The organism is Pseudochelatococcus sp. (genome assembly GCF_050946405.1).
Classification (GTDB): domain Bacteria; phylum Pseudomonadota; class Alphaproteobacteria; order Rhizobiales; family Beijerinckiaceae; genus Pseudochelatococcus.
The window spans coordinates 144,878-164,539 of the sequence record NZ_JBMNUS010000005.1; the positions used below are offsets into that span (position 1 = coordinate 144,878).

Genomic DNA, 19,662 nt, shown 5'->3' on the forward strand with positions numbered 1-19,662 from the left:
CAGGAACTCGCTCAAGATCAAAAAGCCTCTAACTTTGCCACGACAGCATTTCTCCTTTATAGAGTCGACACTCTTCCTATGCCTCAGGACGACAGGATGAACGCGCCCGACGGCCGGCCCCGTTTCGTGACCGCCCAGCACGTCGCCGAACATGCGGGAGTGTCGCGCTCCGCCGTGTCGCGTGCGTTCACGCCCGGCGCGAGCATCGCCGCCGATACGCGCGAGAAGGTGATGCGCGCGGCCGAGGCGCTCGGCTATCAGGTCAACGACCTCGCGCGCGGCCTGCTCGCCAACCGCAGCCGGCTCGTCGGCATGGTGGTGACGGGCATGGAAGTGGGTTTCCGCGCCCATCTCACGGCGGCGCTGTCGCGCGTGCTGATCGCGCGCGGCAGCATCCCGCTGCTCATCAACACGGGGCTGACGCCGGAGGAAATGGCGGCGGCGCAGAAAATCCTGCTCGGCCATCGGGCGGAGGCCATCGTGGTGCTCTCCGGCTCGCCGCCCGCGAGCTTCATCGACATCGCGCGCCGCAACGGCCAGCCGATCATCGTCATCGGCCGCTCGGAGCCCGACGCCGATCATGTGCAGATCGACAACGACGCTGCCGCGCGCGAGGCGGCGCGGCTCTTCGCGGCGCGCGGCTTCACGCGGCTCGCCGTGGCGGGCTCCCTGTCGCGCACGCCCAACCTGCTGGAGCGCGAGCGCGCCTTCGCCGACGAGGCGCGGCAGGCCGGTATCGAGACGACGATCGCGCGCGGGCGCGATTCCACCTATGCCGGCGGCGTCGACGCGGCGCAGGCGCTTTTCGACGGCGGCGCGCGGCCGCGGGCGGTGTTCTGCGTCAACGACCTGATGGCGCTCGGCCTCATCGACCAGGCCCGCCGGCGCGGCCTCGCGGTGCCGGGCGATGTGGACGTCATCGGTTTCGACGATCTGCCGGAAGCGGGCTGGCAGAACTACGGGCTCACCACCTTCCGTCAGGACCCGGCGGCGATGGCGCTGGCGGCCGTGGAGCTGCTGGAGCGCCGGCAGGCGCAGCCCGCCTGCGATCCGGCGCGCGCTCGCCTCGCGGCTCCGCTTATGGTGCGGTCGAGCTTCGTGCCGGTGTGATGGCGGTCACGCCGCCTGGCCGTGCGTGCGCCCGCCGCCGTCGAGATAGGCGTCGAAACAGGCCGCGACGGCGCGGACGATGAAGCGGCGGTCGCGATGCACCCGGATGACGGCGCCGTCGATCTCCACCGCGCCGTCGTCGCGCAACGCATCGAGCCTGCCGTTGCCGCGCAGGAGGAAGCCCGCGTCGACGCCGTGCGTGCGTCCGATGGCGTCGAGATCGGCGCTGAAATCGCACATCAGCCGCTCGATCACGTCGGCGCGCAGCCGGTCGTCGGCGGTGAGACGGTAGCCGCGCACCGTCGCCGGCTCGCCCGCCATGACGCGCCGGGCATAGGCGCCGGTCGCCACCTCGTTCTGCACGAAGCCCTGCGGCATCCTGCCGATGGCGGAGGCGCCGAGGCCGATCAGCGCCTCGCTGGCGTCGGTGGTGTAGCCCTGAAAGTTTCGCCGCAGCCGGCCCGCCGCTTGCGCCACCGCCAGCGGATCGTCCGGCAGGGCGTAATGATCGAGGCCGATGCGGCGGTAGCCCGCTTGCGCCAGCGTCGCGGCGATGGCTTCGGCCTGCGCGTCGCGCTGCCGGGCGTCGGGCAGGGCGCTTTCGTCGATGAGCCGCTGGTGCTTCTTGAAGGAGGGCACATGCGCATAGCCGAAAACCGCGAGCCGGTCCGGCCGCATGGCGGCGGCGGTGTGCGCCGTCTCCACGGCGGAGCGCTCCGTCTGATGCGGCAGGCCGTAGATCAGGTCGATGTTGATGCCGGTGACGCCCGCTGCGCGCAGATCGGCGATCGCCCCGGCCGTGCGTTCGGGGCTCTGCATGCGGTTGATGGCCTGCTGCACCGCCACGTCGAAGCTCTGCACGCCGAGGCTGGCGCGGCGCACGCCCGCTTCCCCGAGCGCGAAGGCCATCTCGCGCGTGAGCGTGCGCGGGTCGATCTCGACGGCGATGGCCGTGTCGCGGTGAAAGGCGAGGTGGCGGCGCAGCCGGTCCATCAGCCGCAGAAAGCTTTCCGCCGCCATGATGGTGGGCGTGCCGCCGCCGAAATGCACGTCGTCGATGACGGCCCGGTCGCCGGCGCGCGCCGCGACGAGCGCGATTTCCGCGCGCAGGACCGACAGATAATCCTCGACCGGCTGATCGCGCAACGTGATGCTGGTGTGGCAGCCGCAATACCAGCACATCGCGCGGCAGAACGGGATATGCAGGTAGAGCGCGCTGCGCGTGCCGGGCGCGAGCGCCGAAAGCCAGTCCCCATATTGCCGGGCGTCGACGGCGGGGGAAAAGAGCGGCGCGGTCGGATAGCTGGTGTAGCGGGGCAGACGCGCCGCGCCGTATTTCTCCAGCAGCGGCGCTTCTTTCCCTGGCTGCGGCGCTTCTTTCCCTAGCTGCGGCGCCTGCATGACACCCTCCCGTTACGCCGGACCGCTTCGTCCGGAAGGGCTTCGGCTTCTCGATTCGATCAAATTCGAAGAACCGTAACCCGGCGCGGCGGCGGATTCATTGAGCCAGCCCAAAATCGGCGCGCAAACCGGGCGGCGGCGCGCCCGGTTTGCGGCGTTCTCACGCGCCCGCGGGCGCGGAGACCGGCGTTTCCTGTGCCGCCTGCGCGGCTTTCGCCAGCACCCGCGCGCGGATGCGCTCGCCGACGGCGGAATCGACGTTGCTCCAGTACCACAGGAAGCGTTCCTTCACGGGGTCGCGCGTCAGCGCATTGTACTGGCCGACCAGCGTATCGACGAAGCGGCCGCGCTGCTCGTCCGTGAACACGTCGCGCACGAGCGTGCCGGCCTGTCCGAAATCGTCGTCGTCGCGGCGCAGCGTGTAGGCGGCGCGCACCAGTTCGCCGTCCGCCTGCCAGCCGCGCCCTTCGGCGGCGCGCGGCGCATCGGCCTGCGGTCCGCCGAGCGAGTTCGGCGCGTAGACGGGCTGGCCCGCCGTCCAGCCGTGGCGCAAATGGCCGTCCTTGGCGTAGCTGTGCACCGGCGCCTGCGGACGGTTGACGGGCAGCTCGTTGTAATTGGCGCCGATGCGGTAGCGGTGCGCGTCGGCATAGGAAAAGACGCGCGCGAGCAGCATCTTGTCCGGGCTCACATCGATGCCGGGCACGAGGTTGGACGGCTCGAACGCCGCCTGCTCGATCTGCGCGAAATAGTTCTCGGGATTGCGGTTGAGCACGAACTCGCCGACGCGGATCAGCGGATAGTCGCCGTGCGGCCAGATCTTGGTGAGATCGAACGGGTTGAAGCGGTAGGTCGCGGCGTCCTCATAGGGCATGATCTGCACGGAGACGGTCCACGCGGGAAAATCGCCGCGCGCGATGGCGTCGTAGAGGTCGCGCAGGTAGTGGTCGGTGTCGATGCCGGTGATCGCCTCGGCCTCGCTCCCCGTGATGTTGCGCTCGCCCTGCCTGTTGTGGAAATGGTATTTCACCCAGAAGCGTTCGCCGGCGGCGTTGATCCACTGATAGGTGTGCGAGCCGTAGCCGTTGAGATGCCGCCACGAATAGGGCAGGCCGCGGTCGCCCATGAGATATGTGACCTGATGCGCGCTCTCGGGCGAAAGCGTCCAGAAGTCCCATTGCATGTCCGCGTCGCGCAGGTGGGTGTCGGGCAGGCGCTTCTGCGAGCGGATGAAGTCCGGGAACTTGATGCCGTCGCGGATGAAGAAGACCGGCGTGTTGTTGCCGACGATGTCGTAATTGCCTTCCGTCGTATAAAACTTGAGCGCGAAGCCGCGCACGTCGCGCCAGGTGTCGGGCGAGCCGAGTTCGCCGGCCACCGACGAGAAGCGGATGAGCATGTCGGTCTCGACGCCGGGCTGGAACAGGGCGGCGCGGGTGTAGCGGGAGACGTCCTCCGTCACCTTCAGCACGCCGAACGCGCCGCCGCCCTTGGCATGCACCACGCGCTCGGGCACGCGCTCGCGGTTGAACTGGGCGAGCTTCTCCAGCAGATAGACGTCGTGCAGCAGCACGGGGCCGTCCGGCCCCACGGTGCGGGAATGTTCGTCGGAGGCGACGGGCGCGCCCGCCGTCGTGGTGGTGAACCTGTGATCAGTCATGATTGGGGCCTTTCACGTTCATCTCGTCCGAGAGGCGGAATCCCGGTCTCGCCGCATGCCCGCCGGCTGGCGGATGGCTTCAGATAAGATTAATTCCAGTTCCATATTAGGCAACCGAAAAGCCCGCCGGCGCGCGCCGACGGTGCTTGACCGCACCGGGGCATTGCGGGAAAAGACCGGATCCGGAGGCTTTCCGCGTTTCGTCGAAACGCGGGAATCCTCTCACTTTCTGATTTTGAGCGCGTTCCTGTCGGTTGAACGATTCCGTTCGATCGCAACGCGCTCCGGGACCGCGCCCCGCCGGGGCGACGTTGACGGACAGGACATGACCGCTGATGCACCCGCCGCCGCGCCGTTCACGGTGATGGCGCTTTACAAGTTCGCCGATCTGTCCGACGCCGGGGCGATCAGGCCGCAGCTCGCGGCCTTCTGTTGCGCGCGGGGCATCCGGGGCACGCTCATCCTCGCGCCGGAGGGAATCAACGGCACGGTCGCCGGCACGGATGCGGCCATCGCCGCGCTGCACGGCTACCTGTTGGCGGACGGCCCGTTCGGCCGGCGGCTCGCGGGCGCGGAGATCAAGTTTTCCCACGCACGGGAGATGCCGTTCCTGCGCATGAAGGTGCGCCTGAAGTCCGAGATCGTCACGCTGCGCGCCCCCCACGTCAACCCGGCGCGGACCGTCGGCACCTATGTCGAGCCGGGCGACTGGAACGATCTCATCGCGCGCGACGACGTCGTGGTGGTCGACACCCGCAACGATTACGAGGTGGGGCTCGGCACCTTCCGCCGCGCGCTCGATCCGCGCACGCGCACCTTCACCGCGTTCAAGGATTTCGTCTCGCGGGAGCTCGATCCGGCGCGCGACCGGAAGATCGCGATGTTCTGCACCGGCGGCATCCGCTGCGAGAAGGCGTCGGCCTATCTGCTGGCGGAAGGGTTTTCGCAGGTGTTTCACCTCAAGGGCGGCATCCTTGCCTATCTGGAGCAGGTGCCGGCGGGGGAAAGCCGCTTCGACGGCGAGTGCTTCGTGTTCGACGAGCGCGTGTCCGTCGGCCATGGGCTGGCGCAGGGCGAGGCGAGCCTCTGCCGCGCCTGCCGGCATCCGCTGACCGCCGCCGACCGCGCCGATCCGGCCTTCGTCGAGGGCGTGTCATGCCCGCATTGCGCGGCGGAAGTCGAGGCCGAGGCGAAGCGGTCGCGGGTGGCGGAGCGGCAGCGGCAGGTGGAACTGGCGCGCCTGCGCGGCCTCGCCCATCTGGGCGACGACGCCGCGCGCGCGGCGCGCCGACGCAAGGCGGCCAAGGAGGCGGCGAAGGATGCCGCCAGGGAAGCGGCGAGACCGGCCTGTCGCCGGCGGGCGGGGAGTTAGAGCGGCGTGCATTCAAGTGGAATCGTCACGCCGTTCTGAATTCTACATTTTACCGCAACTTGCATTCAATTCGATGGATCGGTTTGAACGCAAACTACTCTAGAACATCCCTGCATTTCGTTGAAGCGTCGAGATGCTCTATCTTATTGACTTGACGCGTTTTCTTCAGGCAAAGCGGTGTCCGCCCCGCTTGAAGGCGCTTGAGCGCGCGCCGGCGGGAAAGGGAGCGACGCCGTGATGTCGGGCGGGGAAGGATTGCGCCGTTACACGATCAATGTCGTGCTGCTTGCCGGCGCGGCGGCGCTGGCGTGGAGTTTCTGGTCGAGCGAGCGCTGGATGCAGCTTTGCGCCGGGCTCGCGTTCTTCCTGTTCGGCATGCAATGCCTGGAGGAGGGGTTGCGCGATCTCGCCGGCGAAAGGCTGGAGGCGACGCTCGCGCACGGCACGGACACGCCGCTGAAAAGCTTCCTGATCGGCTTTCTCGGTACCACGATGCTGCAATCGAGCACGCTGGTCTCGCTGATGACGATCGCCTTCATCTCCACGGGGCTGATCGGCCTCGCGGCGGGCATCGCCATCATCTTCGGCGCCAATCTGGGCGCGACGACGGGCATCTGGCTGCTGGCGCTGGCGGGGCAGAACTTCAGCCTGAGCCCGCTTGCGCTGCCGCTGGTCGTCTTCGGCGTGCTCGCGGGCTTTTGCGGCGCGCACGCGAAGGCGGCGGGGCGCATCCTGCTCGGCATCGCCTTCATCTTTCTCGGCATCGACCAGATCAAGACCGGCTTCTCGACGATCACGGACGGCCTCGATCTCACGCAGTACCGGATCGGGGGCGTGGCCGGCCATCTCGTCTTCGCGGGGATCGGGCTCGCCCTGACGATGGTGCTGCAATCGACGCACGCCACGCTGATGCTGACGCTCACCGCGCTTGCCCTCGGGCAGGTGGAACTGATGCAGGCGGCGGCCATCGCCATCGGCGCGAACGTGGGCAGCAGCGTCACCACCGGGCTCGCCGGGGCGCTCGGCGGCAACCGCAGCGGGCAGCGGCTGGCGCTCGTGCACGTGCTGTTCAATGTGATCACGGCGCTGGTGGCGCTGGCGCTGATCCGGCCGCTGGCGTGGCTGACGCAGGATGCGGCGGCGCTCATCGGCTTCGCCGGCAACGAGCTCATCATGCTGGCGATCTTTCACACGCTCTTCAACGGGCTCGGCGTGGCGGTGTTCTGGCCGCTGCGCGGCCCGCTGGCGCGGTGGCTCGCGCGCGCGCTGCCGGAGCGGGAGGAGCCGCACGTGCTCATTCCGGTTTCGGAGAAGGGCGAGGCCGTGCCCGTCGCGCCGGCGCGCGCCCGCTATCTCAACCCGCAGTCGCTGCAATCCTTCGACACGGCGGCGAGCGCCGTCGTGCGCGAGTTGCTGCATCTCGGGCGGCTCGGCATCGAGGTCATCTGCCACGCGCTTTATCTGCCGGTATCGGAGATAGATCGCGTTTCCCGCGACAGGGCGCTGCTCGCCGCGCGGCCGGCGGAACACTATCTCGATGCGGAGACGCTGTATCAGCGCCACATCAAGGGCGTCTACAGCGACCTGCTGGCGTTCATGAGCCACATCGACATGCCCGGCGACGATGAGCGGCGCGCCTTCTGGATGACGTGCCAGCTCGCCGCGATGCAGCTCGTCGAGACCGTCAAGGACGCCAAGCACCTGCAAAAGAACCTCGGCCACTATCTGCGCGGCCCCGATACGCCCGCCCGCGACGCCTATGTGGAGCTGCGCGGCTACCTCGTCGGCGTGCTGCACGACACGCGCGAGATCGCCCGTCTCGCTCCCGACAATCCGGCATGGGACGCGAGCCTCGACGAGTTCGACCGCAAGCAGCGTGCGTTCGAGACGCGCTTCCGCAGCCATGTCTTCGCGGCCGTGCGCGACGACAGGCTGGACGGCATGCAACTGAGCTCCCTGCTCAACGACCTCGGCTATGCCGGGCGCATCACGCGCGGCCTGCGCGCGCTGCTGCTGATCCGGGCCGGCGAGGAGGGCGGCACCCTGCTGGACGACCTGCGCGGGTCGGCCGATGGCGCGCCGCCGACCGGGCTCGCCTGATCGCCGTTCAGCGCCCGCCGTGCTCCGAGCCGCAGAGGCCGTGATCGGCCAGCACCTCGATCACGCGGCAGTCGCACACCTTGCCGTGGCCGCATTCCGCCACCATGCGCGACAGTTCGCCACGCAGCGCGACAAGGCTTTCGATGCGCCGTTCCACCTCTTCCAGATGCCGGCGGGCGATGCTGTCCGCCGCGTCGCAGGACGCCTGCGGCGCTTCGGCCATCGCCAGCAGTTCGCGGATGTCGGGCAGCGCGAAGCCGAGTTCGCGCGCATGGCGGACGAAGTTGAGCTGCCGGACAGCCTTCGCGTCATAGCGGCGCTGTCCGCCGTCGCTGCGCGGCGGAGCGGCGATGAGCCCGGCCTCTTCATAATAGCGGATGGTGCCGGCCTTGACACCGGAACGCCGCGACAATTCGCCGATCGAGATATCCGTCATTCCGTTTCGATCCTCTTGACCCTCCAGTGACTGGAGGTTGTACACCCGCACGATATGGTTCGGAACGGATGCTGCGGCAATGACGGATGCACGGGAAACAAGGACGATTTACCGGGTCGGCGGCATGGATTGCGCCGCCTGCGCGCAAAAGATCGAAAAGGCGGTGGCGCGGTTGCCGGGCGTTACCGGCGTCGACGTTTCCGTGATGGCGGGCACGCTGACGGTTGTCGGCGCCGAGGCCGGCGACGTCGAGGCGCAGGTCAGGGGGCTCGGCTACACGATCGGGCCCGATCCCGCCCGTCACGATCGCCACGATCATGCTCATGACCACGATCACGATCACGATCACGATCATGAGCATGAGCATGAGGGCAGCCACGACCACGACCATGACCATGACCATGGCCATGCGGATGCCGGCGACGGGCCGTGGTGGCGCTCGCCGAGGGCGCGGCTGATCCTTGCCAGCGCCGGGACGCTGGCGGCGGCGCATGCGGTGGGGCTTGCCGTGCCGCAGGCGGGGCAATGGCCGTTTCTCGCGGCGCTTCTCATCGGCCTTGTGCCGATCGCGCGCCAGGCTTTCGCGGGCATGCGCGCCGGCACGCCGTTTTCCATCGAGACGCTGATGACCGTTTCCGCCGGCGGCGCGTTCCTCATCGGCGCGGCGGAAGAGGCGGCGATGGTCGTGCTGCTGTTTCTGATCGGCGAATGGCTGGAAGGGTTCGCCGCACAGCGCGCGCGCGCGGGCATCGCCGGCCTGACGAACCTCGTGCCCGACACGGCGCTGGTGTCGCGCGACGGCGCGCTGGTGGAAACGCCGGCCGCCGGCCTCGCGCCCGGAGACGTGATCGTCGCGCGCCCCGGCGACCGCATCGCCGCCGACGGCGTGATCGCGGAGGGCGAGAGCGCCATAGACGAGGCGCCGGTGACGGGCGAGAGCGTGCCCGTCACCAAGGGCGTCGGCGCGCGCGTGTTCGCGGGCACCATCAACACGGATGCGGTGCTGCGCATCGCGGTGACGGCGCGGGCCGGCGACAACACTATCGCGCGCATCGTGCGCCTCGTGGAAGAGGCGCAGGCGGCGAAGGCCCCGCTCGAACGCTTCATCAACCGTTTCGCGGCCCGCTACACGCCGGCGATCTTCCTGCTCGGGCTGCTGGTGGCCACCGTGCCGCCGCTCGTTTTCGGGCAGGAATGGGGCGTGTGGATCTACCGCGGCCTCGCGGTGCTGCTGATCGGCTGCCCCTGCGCGCTGGTGATCTCGACGCCGGCGGCGGTCGCCGCCGGGTTGTCGGCGGGCGCGCGCCACGGCCTGCTGATGAAGGGCGGCGGCGTGCTGGAAGGGCTCGGGCGCGTCACCACGGCGGCTTTCGACAAGACCGGCACGCTGACGCGCGGCCGGCCCGTCGTCACCGACGTCGCCGGCTTCGGCGTGCCGGAGGAGGAGGTGCTGACCTGCGCGGCCGCGCTGGAGCGCGGATCGTCCCATCCGCTGGCGCTGGCCATTCTCGCCCGCGCGGGCGAGCGGCCGCTGCCGGAGGCGGGCGCGGTGCGGGCGCTCGCCGGCAGGGGCGTGTCGGGCATCGTCAACGGGCGGGACGTGGCGCTGCTGTCGCCGCGCGCGCTGGCGGGCGCGGGCCTGCCGGCGGAGCAGGCGGCGGCGGTCGCGGCGCTGAACGGCGAGGGCAAGACGGTTTCCGTGCTGACGATCGACGGCCTGCCTGCCGGCATCATCGCGCTGCGCGACGAACTGCGCCCCGACGCCCGCGCCGCCATCGCGCGGCTCGCGGGGCTCGGCGTGTCGTCGGTGATGCTGACGGGCGACAACAGCGCGGCCGCGAACGCCGTCGCGGCGCAACTCGGCGTCACGCCGCACGCCGAGTTGCTGCCCGAGGACAAGAGCCGCATCGTGCGCGCGCTTCAGGCCGGGGGCGCGGTGGTGGCGAAGGTGGGCGACGGCATCAACGACGCGCCGGCGCTGGCGGCGGCCGACGTCGGCATCGCCATGGGCGGCGGCACGGATGTGGCGCTGGAGACGGCGGACGCGGCCGCTCTCCATGCGCGCCTCTCCGACATCCCGGCGATGATCGCCCTGTCGCGCGCCACGATGGCCAACATCCGCCAGAACATCGCGGTGGCGCTCGGCCTCAAGGCGGTGTTCCTCGTCACGACGATCCTGGGCGTCACCGGGCTGTGGCCCGCCATCCTCGCGGATACGGGCGCGACGGTGCTCGTCACCGCGAACGCGCTGCGCCTGCTGGGCTGGAAGGCGCAGGGCTGATGCATGCAGGCCAGCCTCGTCGGGAAGCGGGCGCGCGCCCGGCCGAAGGCCGGAAACGCCGGTATGAAGCATTGCGCCGAAGCATTGCGCCATTGTCTGGAACAATCCTGATTTTCCGGGTCAGGATTGCAGAGGCTGCATGGGCGGATTTGCGGTGATCGGTGATATGGTCGCGCCGTCGCGACGCGCCCGGCGGTTTTTCGGCGGGGCGGGCGTCGGCGACCGATCCGCTTCACGCCATCCGATCCGTTCCGCGAGTATGCCCGCCATGTCCCAGTCCCAGCGCTTCCGCCCGGACGCTTCCATGCCGCCGCCCAAGGCAGACCGCCAGGAATCGGCAGACCGCCAGGAATCGGCAGACCGCGGGGGATTGGCCGACCGCCGGGGGCTGGGCATCTTGCTCGTGCTGCTCGGCGCGTTGACGATGTCGCTGATCGACGGCTCCGCCAAATGGCTCGTCGGCGAGGGCCTGCTGCCGGGGCAGATCGTCTTCATGCGCTTCCTGGTGCCGTGCCTCGTGCTGGGGCTCGTCGTGCTGCCCTATCGGGGCGTCGCGGTGGTGCGCACGCGCTCGCTGAAGCTCGAAATTGTGCGCGCGATCTGCATGGTGAGCATCACGGGATGCAACTTCATGGCGCTGCGCCATTTGCCCATGACGATCACCGGCTCGATCATGTTCTCGTTTCCGCTGATCCTGTGCCTGCTGTCGGGCGTGGCGCTGGGGGAGCGGGTGGACTGGCAACGCTGGCTCGCGGTGCTCGCCGGCTTCATCGCGATCCTGATCATCATCCGCCCGGACGCGGACAGCTTCCATCCGGCGATGCTCTATTCGATGCTGATGGCGGTGCTGATGGCGGTCTACGCCATTCTCACGCGCAAGCTGGCCGGGCTCGATTCCAGCCTGACGCAGCAGTTCTACGTATCGTTCGCCGGTTTCGCGTGCGCGCTGCCGTTCGGTTTCCAGCAATGGGCCTGGCCGCAGACGCCGGGCGGGTGGATCGCCTGCGTGCTGATCGGCGCCGCGGGGCTCGTCGGGCATATGCTCTATTCGACGGCGCACCGCTTCGCCCCGGCCACGACGCTGGCGCCCTTCACCTACGCGCAGCTCGTTTTCATGGCGCTGGGAAGCTGGCTGGTCTTCGCGCAGGCGCCGGACGCCTGGTTCTTCGTCGGCCTGCCGCTGCTGATCGGCTCCGGCCTCTATATCTGGTATCGCGAAGTCTCGCTCGCGACCCGCCGGCGGGCGCAAGCGCCCGTGCCCCGGCGCGAGGAGCAACAGGAGGTAGAACGGGAAGCGCAACGGGAAGCGGCGGAGTAGACGCTCCGCCGCCGCGCGGGCGCGACCGGCTGTCGACGCCTGTCAATCGAGCGTCGGATAGTCCGTATAGCCGTGGTCGTCGCCGCCGTAGAACGTGGCGGTGTCGGGCGTGTTCAGCGGCGCGTTCTCCCGCAGGCGGCGCACCAGATCGGGATTGGCGATGAACGGCTTGCCGAACGCCACGAGATCGGCGTAGCCCGATTCCACCGCCGCCTGCGCCAGTTCCCGCGTGTAGCCGTTGTTGACGATCCACGCGCCTTCGCCGCCCGCCTGCCGGTAGGCGTCCTTCAGCGCGGCGTAGTCGAAGGGCTTGTCGCCTTGCCGATAGTCGCGCGCGCCGCCCGTCGCGCCCTCGACGACATGGATGTAGGCGAGGCCGAGCGGCGCGAGGGCGCGCACGAACGCCTCGAACAGCGGCTGCGGATCGGGGTCGGAAGCGTCGTTGGCCGGCGTGACCGGGGAAATGCGGATGCCGGTGCGCTTGCCGCCGATTTCATCCACGATGGCCTTCGCCACCGCCAGCGGAAAGCGGATGCGGTTCTCGATGCCGCCGCCGTATTCATCCGTGCGGTGATTGCTGTCGGAGCGCAGGAACTGGTCGAGCAGATAGCCGTTCGCGGCGTGGATCTCGACGCCGTCGAAGCCGGCGGTGTCGATGGCGGCGCGCACCGCCTTGCGGTAGTCCTCGACGATGCCGGGCAGTTCGGCGGCCTCGAGCGCGCGCGGTTCCGACGTCTCGGTGAATCCGCCGTTGCCGTCGGCGTCGATCAGGTAGGTCTTGGCCTTCGCCCGGATGGCGGAGGGGGCCACCGGCGCCTGTCCGCCCGGCTGGAGCGTGTTGTGCGAGATGCGCCCCACATGCCAGAGCTGCACGAAGATGCGGCCGCCGGCCTCATGCACCGAATCCGTCACCTTGCGCCAGCCGGCGAGCTGCTCCGGCGCGTAGAGGCCCGGCACATCGGCGTAGCCCTGCCCCTGATGCGTGATGGCGGTCGCTTCCGTGATCAACAGGCCCGCCGTGGCGCGCTGCGTGTAATAGAGCGCCGTCGCGGCGGTGGGCACCGCATGCGGCGCGCGGTTGCGCGTGAGCGGCGCCAGCGCGATGCGGTTGGAAAGGGTGAGGTCGCCAACGGTTACGGGATCGAAAAGCGTTACGGGATTGGAAAGACTCGCCATGATGATGATCCTCGGATGGCCGCGCGGGACAGGGATGCAGCAATGCCCGGCGCGCCTGTTGTTGCGAATGCGAAGTAATACTATGGCGTTGCACAACGGCCGCAATCACCCCGCGGATCATGCCGTGCGCGGACGCACACCATCTGTTGCGAATGAAACCAATGACATGCGCGAGGGCCCGGCGCGGCAACATTCTTCCCGCGTCGGCCGGGTGCGGCGTGGATTGTTGTTATTTCGCGGCATGCGTGCGTCCGGCCCGGAGTTTGTCTGGACTTGGGCGACGGCGGGGCTACTATCGGGGCCAAGAGCATCCGTTCCGCAAGCAACGCCGATGCGATGAACCGTGGAAACACACGGAAGGGGAAGAGCCATGACGACGGAGCCCGTGCCGGCCGCCTGCCAGGGCGGCCGCCTGAGCCTGCATGTGCCGGAGCCGGCGGCGCGCCCCGGCGACACGCCGGACTTTTCCAACGTGCGCGTTCCGCAGGCGGGAGCGGTGCCGCGGCCGGCGATCGACGCCGACCCGGAGACGATCCGCGACCTCGCGTTCTCGATCATCCGCGTGCTCGACCGCGCGGGAGAGGCCACCGGGCCATGGGCGGGGCTGCTGTCGGACGAGGAATTGCTCGCCGGCCTGCGCGACATGATGACCCTGCGCGCTTTCGACATGCGCATGCAGATCGCCCAGCGGCAGGGCAAGACATCCTTTTACATCCAGCATCTGGGCGAGGAGGCGATTTCCTGCGCCTTCCGCAAGGCGCTGTCTCCCGGCGACATGAACTTTCCCACCTACCGGCAGGCGGGGCTCCTGATCGCCGGCGGCTATCCGCTCGTCGAGATGATGAACCAGATCTACTCGAACGCCCGCGACCCGCTGAAGGGCCGGCAACTGCCGGTTCTCTATGCCTCGAAGGAATACGGCTTCTTCACCGTCTCCGGCAATCTGGCGACGCAGTTTCCGCAGGCGGTGGGGTGGGCGATGGCCTCCGCGATCCGCAACGACGACAGGATCGCCGCCGGCTGGATCGGCGACGGCTCCACGGCGGAATCCGACTTTCACGCCGCGCTGGTGTTCGCCTCCACCTACAAGGCGCCGGTGGTGCTCAACGTCGTCAACAACCAGTGGGCGATCTCGACCTTTCAGGGCGTGGCGCGCGGCGGCTCCGGCACTTTCGCGGCGCGCGGGCTCGGCTACGGGCTGCCGTCGCTGCGCGTCGACGGCAACGACTATCTGGCCGTTCACGCGGTGGCGAAGTGGGCGGCGGAACGCGCGCGGCGCAATCTGGGGCCGACGCTCGTCGAATACGTCACCTACCGGGCGGGCGCGCATTCGACTTCCGACGATCCTTCGGCCTACCGCCCGAAGGACGAGTCGGACGCCTGGCCGCTGGGCGACCCCATCGTGCGGCTGAAACGGCATCTCATCGCGCGCGGCGTGTGGTCGCGGGAGCGCCACCGGCAGGCGGAGGCGGAAATCCTCGACACCGTGACGGCGGCGCAGAAGGATGCCGAGAGCAACGGCACGCTGCATGCCGGCGGCAGGCCCTCGGTGAGCGACATGTTCGAGGGCGTCTACGCCGACACGCCGCCGCATCTCGAACGCCAGCGCCGGCAGGCGGGAGCGTGATCATGGCGCAGATGTCGATGATCGAGGCGATCCGCAACGCGATGGACATCGCCATGGAACGGGACGACACGGTCGTCGTCTACGGCGAGGACGCGGGCTATTTCGGCGGCGTGTTCCGCTGCACGCAGGGCTTGCAGCGGAAATACGGCAGGACGCGCTGTTTCGATGCGCCGATCAACGAATCCGGCATCGTCGGCACGGCGATCGGCATGGCCGCCTACGGCCTGCGGCCGTGCGTGGAAATCCAGTTCGCGGATTACATGTATCCGGCCTATGACCAGATCACGCAGGAGGCGGCGCGCATCCGCTACCGCTCCGACGGCGAGTTCACCTGTCCCATCGTGGTGCGCATGCCCACGGGCGGCGGCATCTTCGGCGGGCAGACGCACAGCCAGAGCCCGGAAGCGCTGTTCACCCACGTCGCCGGGCTGAAGACGGTGATGCCCTCCAACCCCCGCGACGCGAAGGGCCTGCTCATCGCGGCCATCGAAGACCCCGATCCGGTGATCTTCCTGGAGCCCAAGCGCCTCTACAACGGCCCGTTCGACGGCCATCACGAGCGGCCGGTGACGCCGTGGTCGCGCCACCCGGCGGGCGAGGTGCCGGAAGGGCACTATACCGTGCCGCTCGGCAAGGCGGCGGTCGCGCGGGCGGGCTCGGACGTCACCGTGCTCGCCTACGGCACCATGGTGCATGTCGCGCTCGCGGCGGCGGCCGATGCCGGCATCGACGCGGAAATCCTCGACCTGCGCACCCTGTTGCCGCTCGATCTCGACGCCATCGTCGCCTCGGTGACGAAGACGGGCCGCTGCGCCGTCGTGCATGAGGCGACGCTGACATCGGGCTTCGGCGCGGAACTCGCCGCGCTGGTGCAGGAACATTGCTTCTACCATCTGGAAGCGCCCGTCGCCCGCATCGCCGGCTGGGACACGCCCTATCCGCACGCGCAGGAGTGGGACTACTTTCCCGGCCCCGCCCGCCTGGCGCGCGCGCTGATCGAAACGATGGCGGGTTGAAATCGGGCAGGTTGAAATCGGGCGGGTTGAAACCGGGAAGGCTGAAATGGGTGAATATGTCATCAGGATGCCCGATGTCGGCGAAGGCGTCGCGGAGGCCGAACTTGTCGAATGGCATGTCCGCCCCGGCGATCCGGTGCGCGAGGATCAGGTGCTCGCGGCCGTGATGACCGACAAGGCGACCGTCGAGATTCCCTCCGCCGTCGACGGCGAGGTGCTCTGGCGCGGCGCGGAAGTGGGCGAGAAGGTGGCGGTCGGCGCGCCGCTGGTGCGCCTGCGCATCGCGGGCGAGGGCAATGTCGCGGCGGGCGAGGCGCGGCAGGCCGATCCCTTGCAGCCCGATCCCTTGCAGCCCGATCCCTTGCAGCCCGACCCCTTGCGGCCCGACCCGCCCGAAGCCGCCGCGCCGTCGCCGGATGCGGGCGAACGGCCCGAAGAAAAATTGCCTGAGGAAGAAAAGCCGCCAGAAGAAAAGCCGCTTGAGAACAGGCCGCTTGAGAACAGGCCGCTTGCCGCGCCGCCGGTCCGCCTGCGGGCGCGGGAGGCGGGCGTCGACCTGCGGCTTGTCGCGGGCACCGGCCCGGAGGGGCGCGTCACGCATGCGGATCTGGACGCCTTCCTTGCCGGCCAGGCGCGGCGTGGAGCGACCGCCCGGCCGGCGGTGGAGGAAATCCGCGTCATCGGCCTGCGCCGCGCCATCGCGGAGAAGATGGCGCTGTCGAAGTCGCGCATTCCGCATGTGATGTATGCCGAGGAAGTCGACGTCACGGCGCTGGAGGACCTGCGCGCCGCCCTCAACGGCGAGGGCCGGCCCGGCCCGCGCCTCACCGTGCTGCCCTTCCTGATGCGGGCGCTGGTGCGCGCGCTGGCCGACCATCCGCAAATGAACGCGCATTATGACGACGAGGCGGGCGTTATCCGCCGCTTCGCGGATGTGCATATCGGCATCGCGGCGCAGACGCCCGCCGGTCTCGCCGTGCCGGTGGTGAAACGCGCGCAGACGCGCGACCTGTGGGATTGCGCGGCGGAAATCGCCCGCCTGTCGGAGGCGGCGAGGGCGGGCGCCGCGCGCCGGGAGGAACTGACCGGCTCCACCATCACCATCTCGTCGCTGGGCGCGATGGGCGGGCTCGTCAGCACGCCGGTGATCAACCACCCCGAGGTCGCCATCGTCGGCGTCAACAGGATCGCGGTCCGGCCGGTCTGGGACGGCGGCGGCTTCGTGCCGCGCAAGATCATGAACCTGTCGTCGAGCTTCGACCACCGCGTCATCGACGGCTGGGACGCGGCAAGCTTCATCCAGCGTGTCAGGACGCTGCTGGAAACGCCCGCGCTCATCTTCGTGGATGGCTGACATATCCCGCCGGCCGCGCTCTTGAGGGCAAGGCGGCAAGCGGCAGCCATCGCCGCATGTCAAAAAGATCGATGCCGGGGAACGGCCTGTTTTTTCATTCTGATTTTTTGTGGGATCTTGCAGTTTCAGCCTGCGTGTGAGATAATCAAACGATTGATATCTGGATTGAGGTCTGATGAATACTTCAGGCTTGCGCTTTTCTGGTTGGGATTGTTCCAGTAAAAGTTGAAATTATCGATCCTGAATAAAGTAATTTACTAATTTATGCTTTGATGTGTGGGATGATATGATGGTTTATAGAACAACGGATAGCGGCGGTTTTACTCCTCCTTCATCCGCTCAGGGCGAGCCTTCGAAAGCGGCGCGCAGTCCGAGGTCCGTTGCGTCCGATGTGTCGGCGGCGGCGGGAATTCGCGGGGCCGCGGCCGAGAGCGCCCCGGTTTTGGAGGATCGTAAGGCAGCTGTGTGGCCAGGCGAGGGCGCGCCGACACTCGTGGTGAGTTATCCGAAAGGTCAGGATCCCGCCAGCAGGGTGGCTGCCGGGCGCGAGAAGCAGGCTGAGCGCGCTGCGCGCCGGGTGAACGATCCGGTTCCCGTGTCACCGGAAAGTCCTTGGGATGCCGCCCGGAAGTTTGTCGACCGTGCGCTGATCTCAAAAGAAGGTGCCAGGTCCGCCGATCATGTCGGGAAACAGGCTCATTTTCGTGAAAAGTATCATCTGTCCGGCCCGCAGCCGGAGCAATATGCCGAAACGCTGAACAAGGCTGGCGCGCGGGGCGCGCGGTTGGTCAGAGATCCGGCCGCAGTGCTGCGCACAATCGCGAAGATGCCGGAGGACGTGCGCGGCACGATCAGCCTCGATGTGATCGCATCCCTGAAGACGACGGTGCCCGCTGAGGCGACCGCCGCTGAAGCCCCCGTTTCCCCGGCGCAGCCGGAGCGCGCACGCGAGGACTGGCAGTCTGTCGACGCGGGATCGTCCTATGCCGATGAGGCGGTTTCCGGTCCGTCCGGCGGCGACGTGCCGGAGCGGGATGAGGAACTGGACGCGGTTTTTGAGGAGTTGAACGCGGCTCTGGGCGGGCTGGACGGAGCCCTTAAGGAAGTCACGCAGGCTGCGTTGGAGCGGGAGATGGCCCCTGAAGCCGATACTCCGCAGGTGCAGCCGGGGAGCGAGGGACGGCAATCGGCGGCCGCACAGCTTGCACGGGGTCGGGACACGGCCGCTGCGCCGCCGCACCGGCCGGGCGGCCTCCTTCAGCGTCTTGAGGAGGAGAAGAAGCGCATCGCCGCTGCCGCCGCTGCGCCGACACCCTTGGAGCGTCGTGACATCGCCAAGCCGGAAGCCGCCTCGCGGACGTGGGGAGAGTGGTTCGACAGCCTGAAAGTAGCCTTCATCCGGTTCTGCACGCCGAAAGCCACGCTCGATATCATTGACAGGATCAATGACGCGCTTGCGCTCGGGAAGAAAACGGGAATGAAGTCTTCCGAGGCCGTTTCCCGGCGGATTTTCGATGATCCGTGCAGTTGCCGGTTGAACGGCATGGGGAGTTGGGCGCTCTCGCTCCTTGACGCAGATGAGATGGGGAAAGCCCTTGCCGGAATGAGCGAGGGCGAGAAGGCGCTGATCGACCCCAAAATATGCGAGAAGTTCCGCGTGCCGGAGCGGGAAGGTGCGGACAATCTGTCGCCGCACGCCGCGTCGGTCTCCGCAACGTCCGCCGCGAGAGCGGAAGAGGCCCGTCCATTCGAGACTCGTCCCGCTGCCGCCGTCCGTCCGGCGGCGGGCGCGGGAACGGTGCAGGGAAGAATATCTCCGAGAGCCCAGGAGGTCTTCACGGCGCTGTGGGGCGAGTATGTCGCGCATCTGAGCCGCGCGGAAAACGGGCAGGTGTCATGGATCGATGCGCTGCAACTCGACGGTGCCGAGCGCGAAGCGGTCGATAACAACCCCCTTCGGCTGATGAAACATGCCAGAACGCTGGAGAGGGCGGGCCTCGATCTCAGAGCGGATTTTCTCGCCACCGTCACCGCGCGGCCGCCGCGCGACGTGCCGCCTGAACAACTCGCGCGCCGTTATGACGAAATACGCGCCAAGCCGTATGAAGTTTCCACCACGGAGCAGGAGCGGGCAGCCGATATAAAGGCTGCGGCCGATCGCATACGGGTCGCATGGAAAAACTCCTGGCCGGGGAAGAGCGAAGCCATTCGTAATGATGATGCCACCATACAGGCCATGTACGCGAGCGTCCGCGATGCAGTGAGCAGGCTGGACGTCAAGCTGCTGCCCGAGGAGGTGACATTCGACGAGATGCCACGTTCCATCGCATCGGAGGAAACGGAACGGAGCGCGCGGAACGTCTTGGCCACTAACAGGGAAAAGGTCAAGAACAGCCTGCTGGGGCTAGCGACGAATCTGGCGACGAAGATTGGCCGTTCGATCGGCGACAATGAAAATCCGTCGCCGGAAGATGTGGCGCGCATGGAAGCAAGCGTCGGCCCGTTGCATGCCGTGCTTGAACCATTGTCGGAGAACGATCGGAAGTGGATCGTCCACGCCGTCAAGGCCAGCTTGACCGATTATGGCGCTGCATACATCGACCGTCTGCCGGCCAGTGTGAAGGATGGACTGGGGATCGCCCCCATAGGCACCGAATAGGCCGTTCATCCCCGGCGGGCCGTTCCTTCGGGATCGCGTTGCGGGCTTCGGGCGCGTCGTTTGCGGCGCGTCCGGGAGCCGATCCCGTCTCCGGCCTCCGCCGCGTGCTGCGGCTGTATTGTGCTTGTCATTCCAGCTTGCTAGTGTCGTAT

Annotated in this window: 13 protein-coding genes; 9 read left to right on the forward strand and 4 right to left on the reverse strand. The window is 68.3% G+C overall.

What is annotated here, in order from left to right; all coding sequences use genetic code 11:
* Positions 1-96 precede the first annotated feature (96 nt).
* A complete protein-coding gene (locus ACOYJQ_RS09775; RefSeq protein ID WP_433458035.1) occupies positions 97-1,110 on the forward strand; it encodes a LacI family DNA-binding transcriptional regulator in 1,014 nt (337 codons plus the stop codon).
* Between the two features lie 6 nt (positions 1,111-1,116).
* On the opposite strand, the gene hemN is transcribed toward ACOYJQ_RS09775, so the two are convergent.
* Positions 1,117-2,511: an oxygen-independent coproporphyrinogen III oxidase gene (gene hemN, locus ACOYJQ_RS09780; protein ID WP_433458037.1), complete on the reverse strand. Its 1,395-nt coding sequence runs from the start codon at positions 2,509-2,511 to the stop codon at positions 1,117-1,119.
* A gap of 160 nt (positions 2,512-2,671) precedes the next feature.
* Positions 2,672-4,171 (reverse strand): catalase, encoded by a 1,500-nt coding sequence (locus ACOYJQ_RS09785; protein WP_433458038.1) that lies wholly within the window; start codon positions 4,169-4,171, stop codon positions 2,672-2,674.
* Positions 4,172-4,496: 325 nt separating this feature from the next.
* Here ACOYJQ_RS09785 and ACOYJQ_RS09790 point away from each other — a divergent pair, with 325 nt between their 5' ends.
* Entirely contained in the window at positions 4,497-5,543 is a 1,047-nt protein-coding gene (locus ACOYJQ_RS09790) for a rhodanese-related sulfurtransferase (protein ID WP_433458040.1), read from the forward strand.
* A 237-nt stretch (positions 5,544-5,780) separates the two neighbouring features.
* Positions 5,781-7,643 carry a Na/Pi cotransporter family protein gene (locus ACOYJQ_RS09795; RefSeq protein ID WP_433458041.1) on the forward strand — a complete coding sequence of 621 codons (1,863 nt, stop codon included), beginning with the start codon at positions 5,781-5,783 and terminating at the stop codon, positions 7,641-7,643.
* A 7-nt stretch (positions 7,644-7,650) separates the two neighbouring features.
* Here ACOYJQ_RS09795 and ACOYJQ_RS09800 read toward each other — a convergent pair whose 3' ends face one another.
* A complete protein-coding gene (locus ACOYJQ_RS09800) occupies positions 7,651-8,079 on the reverse strand; it encodes a MerR family transcriptional regulator (RefSeq protein ID WP_433458042.1) in 429 nt (142 codons plus the stop codon).
* Positions 8,080-8,158: 79 nt separating this feature from the next.
* Between ACOYJQ_RS09800 and ACOYJQ_RS09805 the strand changes: the two genes are divergently transcribed.
* Together ACOYJQ_RS09805 and ACOYJQ_RS09810 are read left to right on the forward strand one after the other, a co-directional pair.
* Positions 8,159-10,360 carry a heavy metal translocating P-type ATPase gene (locus ACOYJQ_RS09805; RefSeq protein WP_433458043.1) on the forward strand — a complete coding sequence of 734 codons (2,202 nt, stop codon included), beginning with the start codon at positions 8,159-8,161 and terminating at the stop codon, positions 10,358-10,360.
* Positions 10,361-10,628: 268 nt separating this feature from the next.
* Entirely contained in the window at positions 10,629-11,678 is a 1,050-nt protein-coding gene (locus ACOYJQ_RS09810) for a DMT family transporter (RefSeq protein ID WP_433458044.1), read from the forward strand.
* 42 nt (positions 11,679-11,720) lie between these two features.
* Here the strand turns inward: ACOYJQ_RS09810 and ACOYJQ_RS09815 are convergent, their stop codons facing one another.
* The gene (locus ACOYJQ_RS09815; protein ID WP_433458046.1) at positions 11,721-12,854 is read right to left on the reverse strand and encodes an alkene reductase; all 1,134 of its coding nucleotides are present in this window, start codon (positions 12,852-12,854) and stop codon (positions 11,721-11,723) included.
* A gap of 370 nt (positions 12,855-13,224) precedes the next feature.
* Here ACOYJQ_RS09815 and ACOYJQ_RS09820 point away from each other — a divergent pair, with 370 nt between their 5' ends.
* From ACOYJQ_RS09820 to ACOYJQ_RS09835, 4 genes are all read left to right on the forward strand, one after another.
* A complete protein-coding gene (locus tag ACOYJQ_RS09820) occupies positions 13,225-14,481 on the forward strand; it encodes a 3-methyl-2-oxobutanoate dehydrogenase (2-methylpropanoyl-transferring) subunit alpha (protein ID WP_433458047.1) in 1,257 nt (418 codons plus the stop codon).
* A gap of 2 nt (positions 14,482-14,483) precedes the next feature.
* Positions 14,484-15,497 (forward strand): alpha-ketoacid dehydrogenase subunit beta, encoded by a 1,014-nt coding sequence (locus ACOYJQ_RS09825; RefSeq protein ID WP_433458048.1) that lies wholly within the window; start codon positions 14,484-14,486, stop codon positions 15,495-15,497.
* A 46-nt stretch (positions 15,498-15,543) separates the two neighbouring features.
* Positions 15,544-16,851, forward strand: a complete 1,308-nt coding sequence (locus tag ACOYJQ_RS09830; protein ID WP_433458050.1) for a dihydrolipoamide acetyltransferase family protein — start codon at positions 15,544-15,546, stop codon at positions 16,849-16,851.
* Positions 16,852-17,383: 532 nt separating this feature from the next.
* Positions 17,384-19,510: a hypothetical protein gene (locus tag ACOYJQ_RS09835; RefSeq protein WP_433458051.1), complete on the forward strand. Its 2,127-nt coding sequence runs from the start codon at positions 17,384-17,386 to the stop codon at positions 19,508-19,510.
* Positions 19,511-19,662 lie beyond the last annotated feature (152 nt).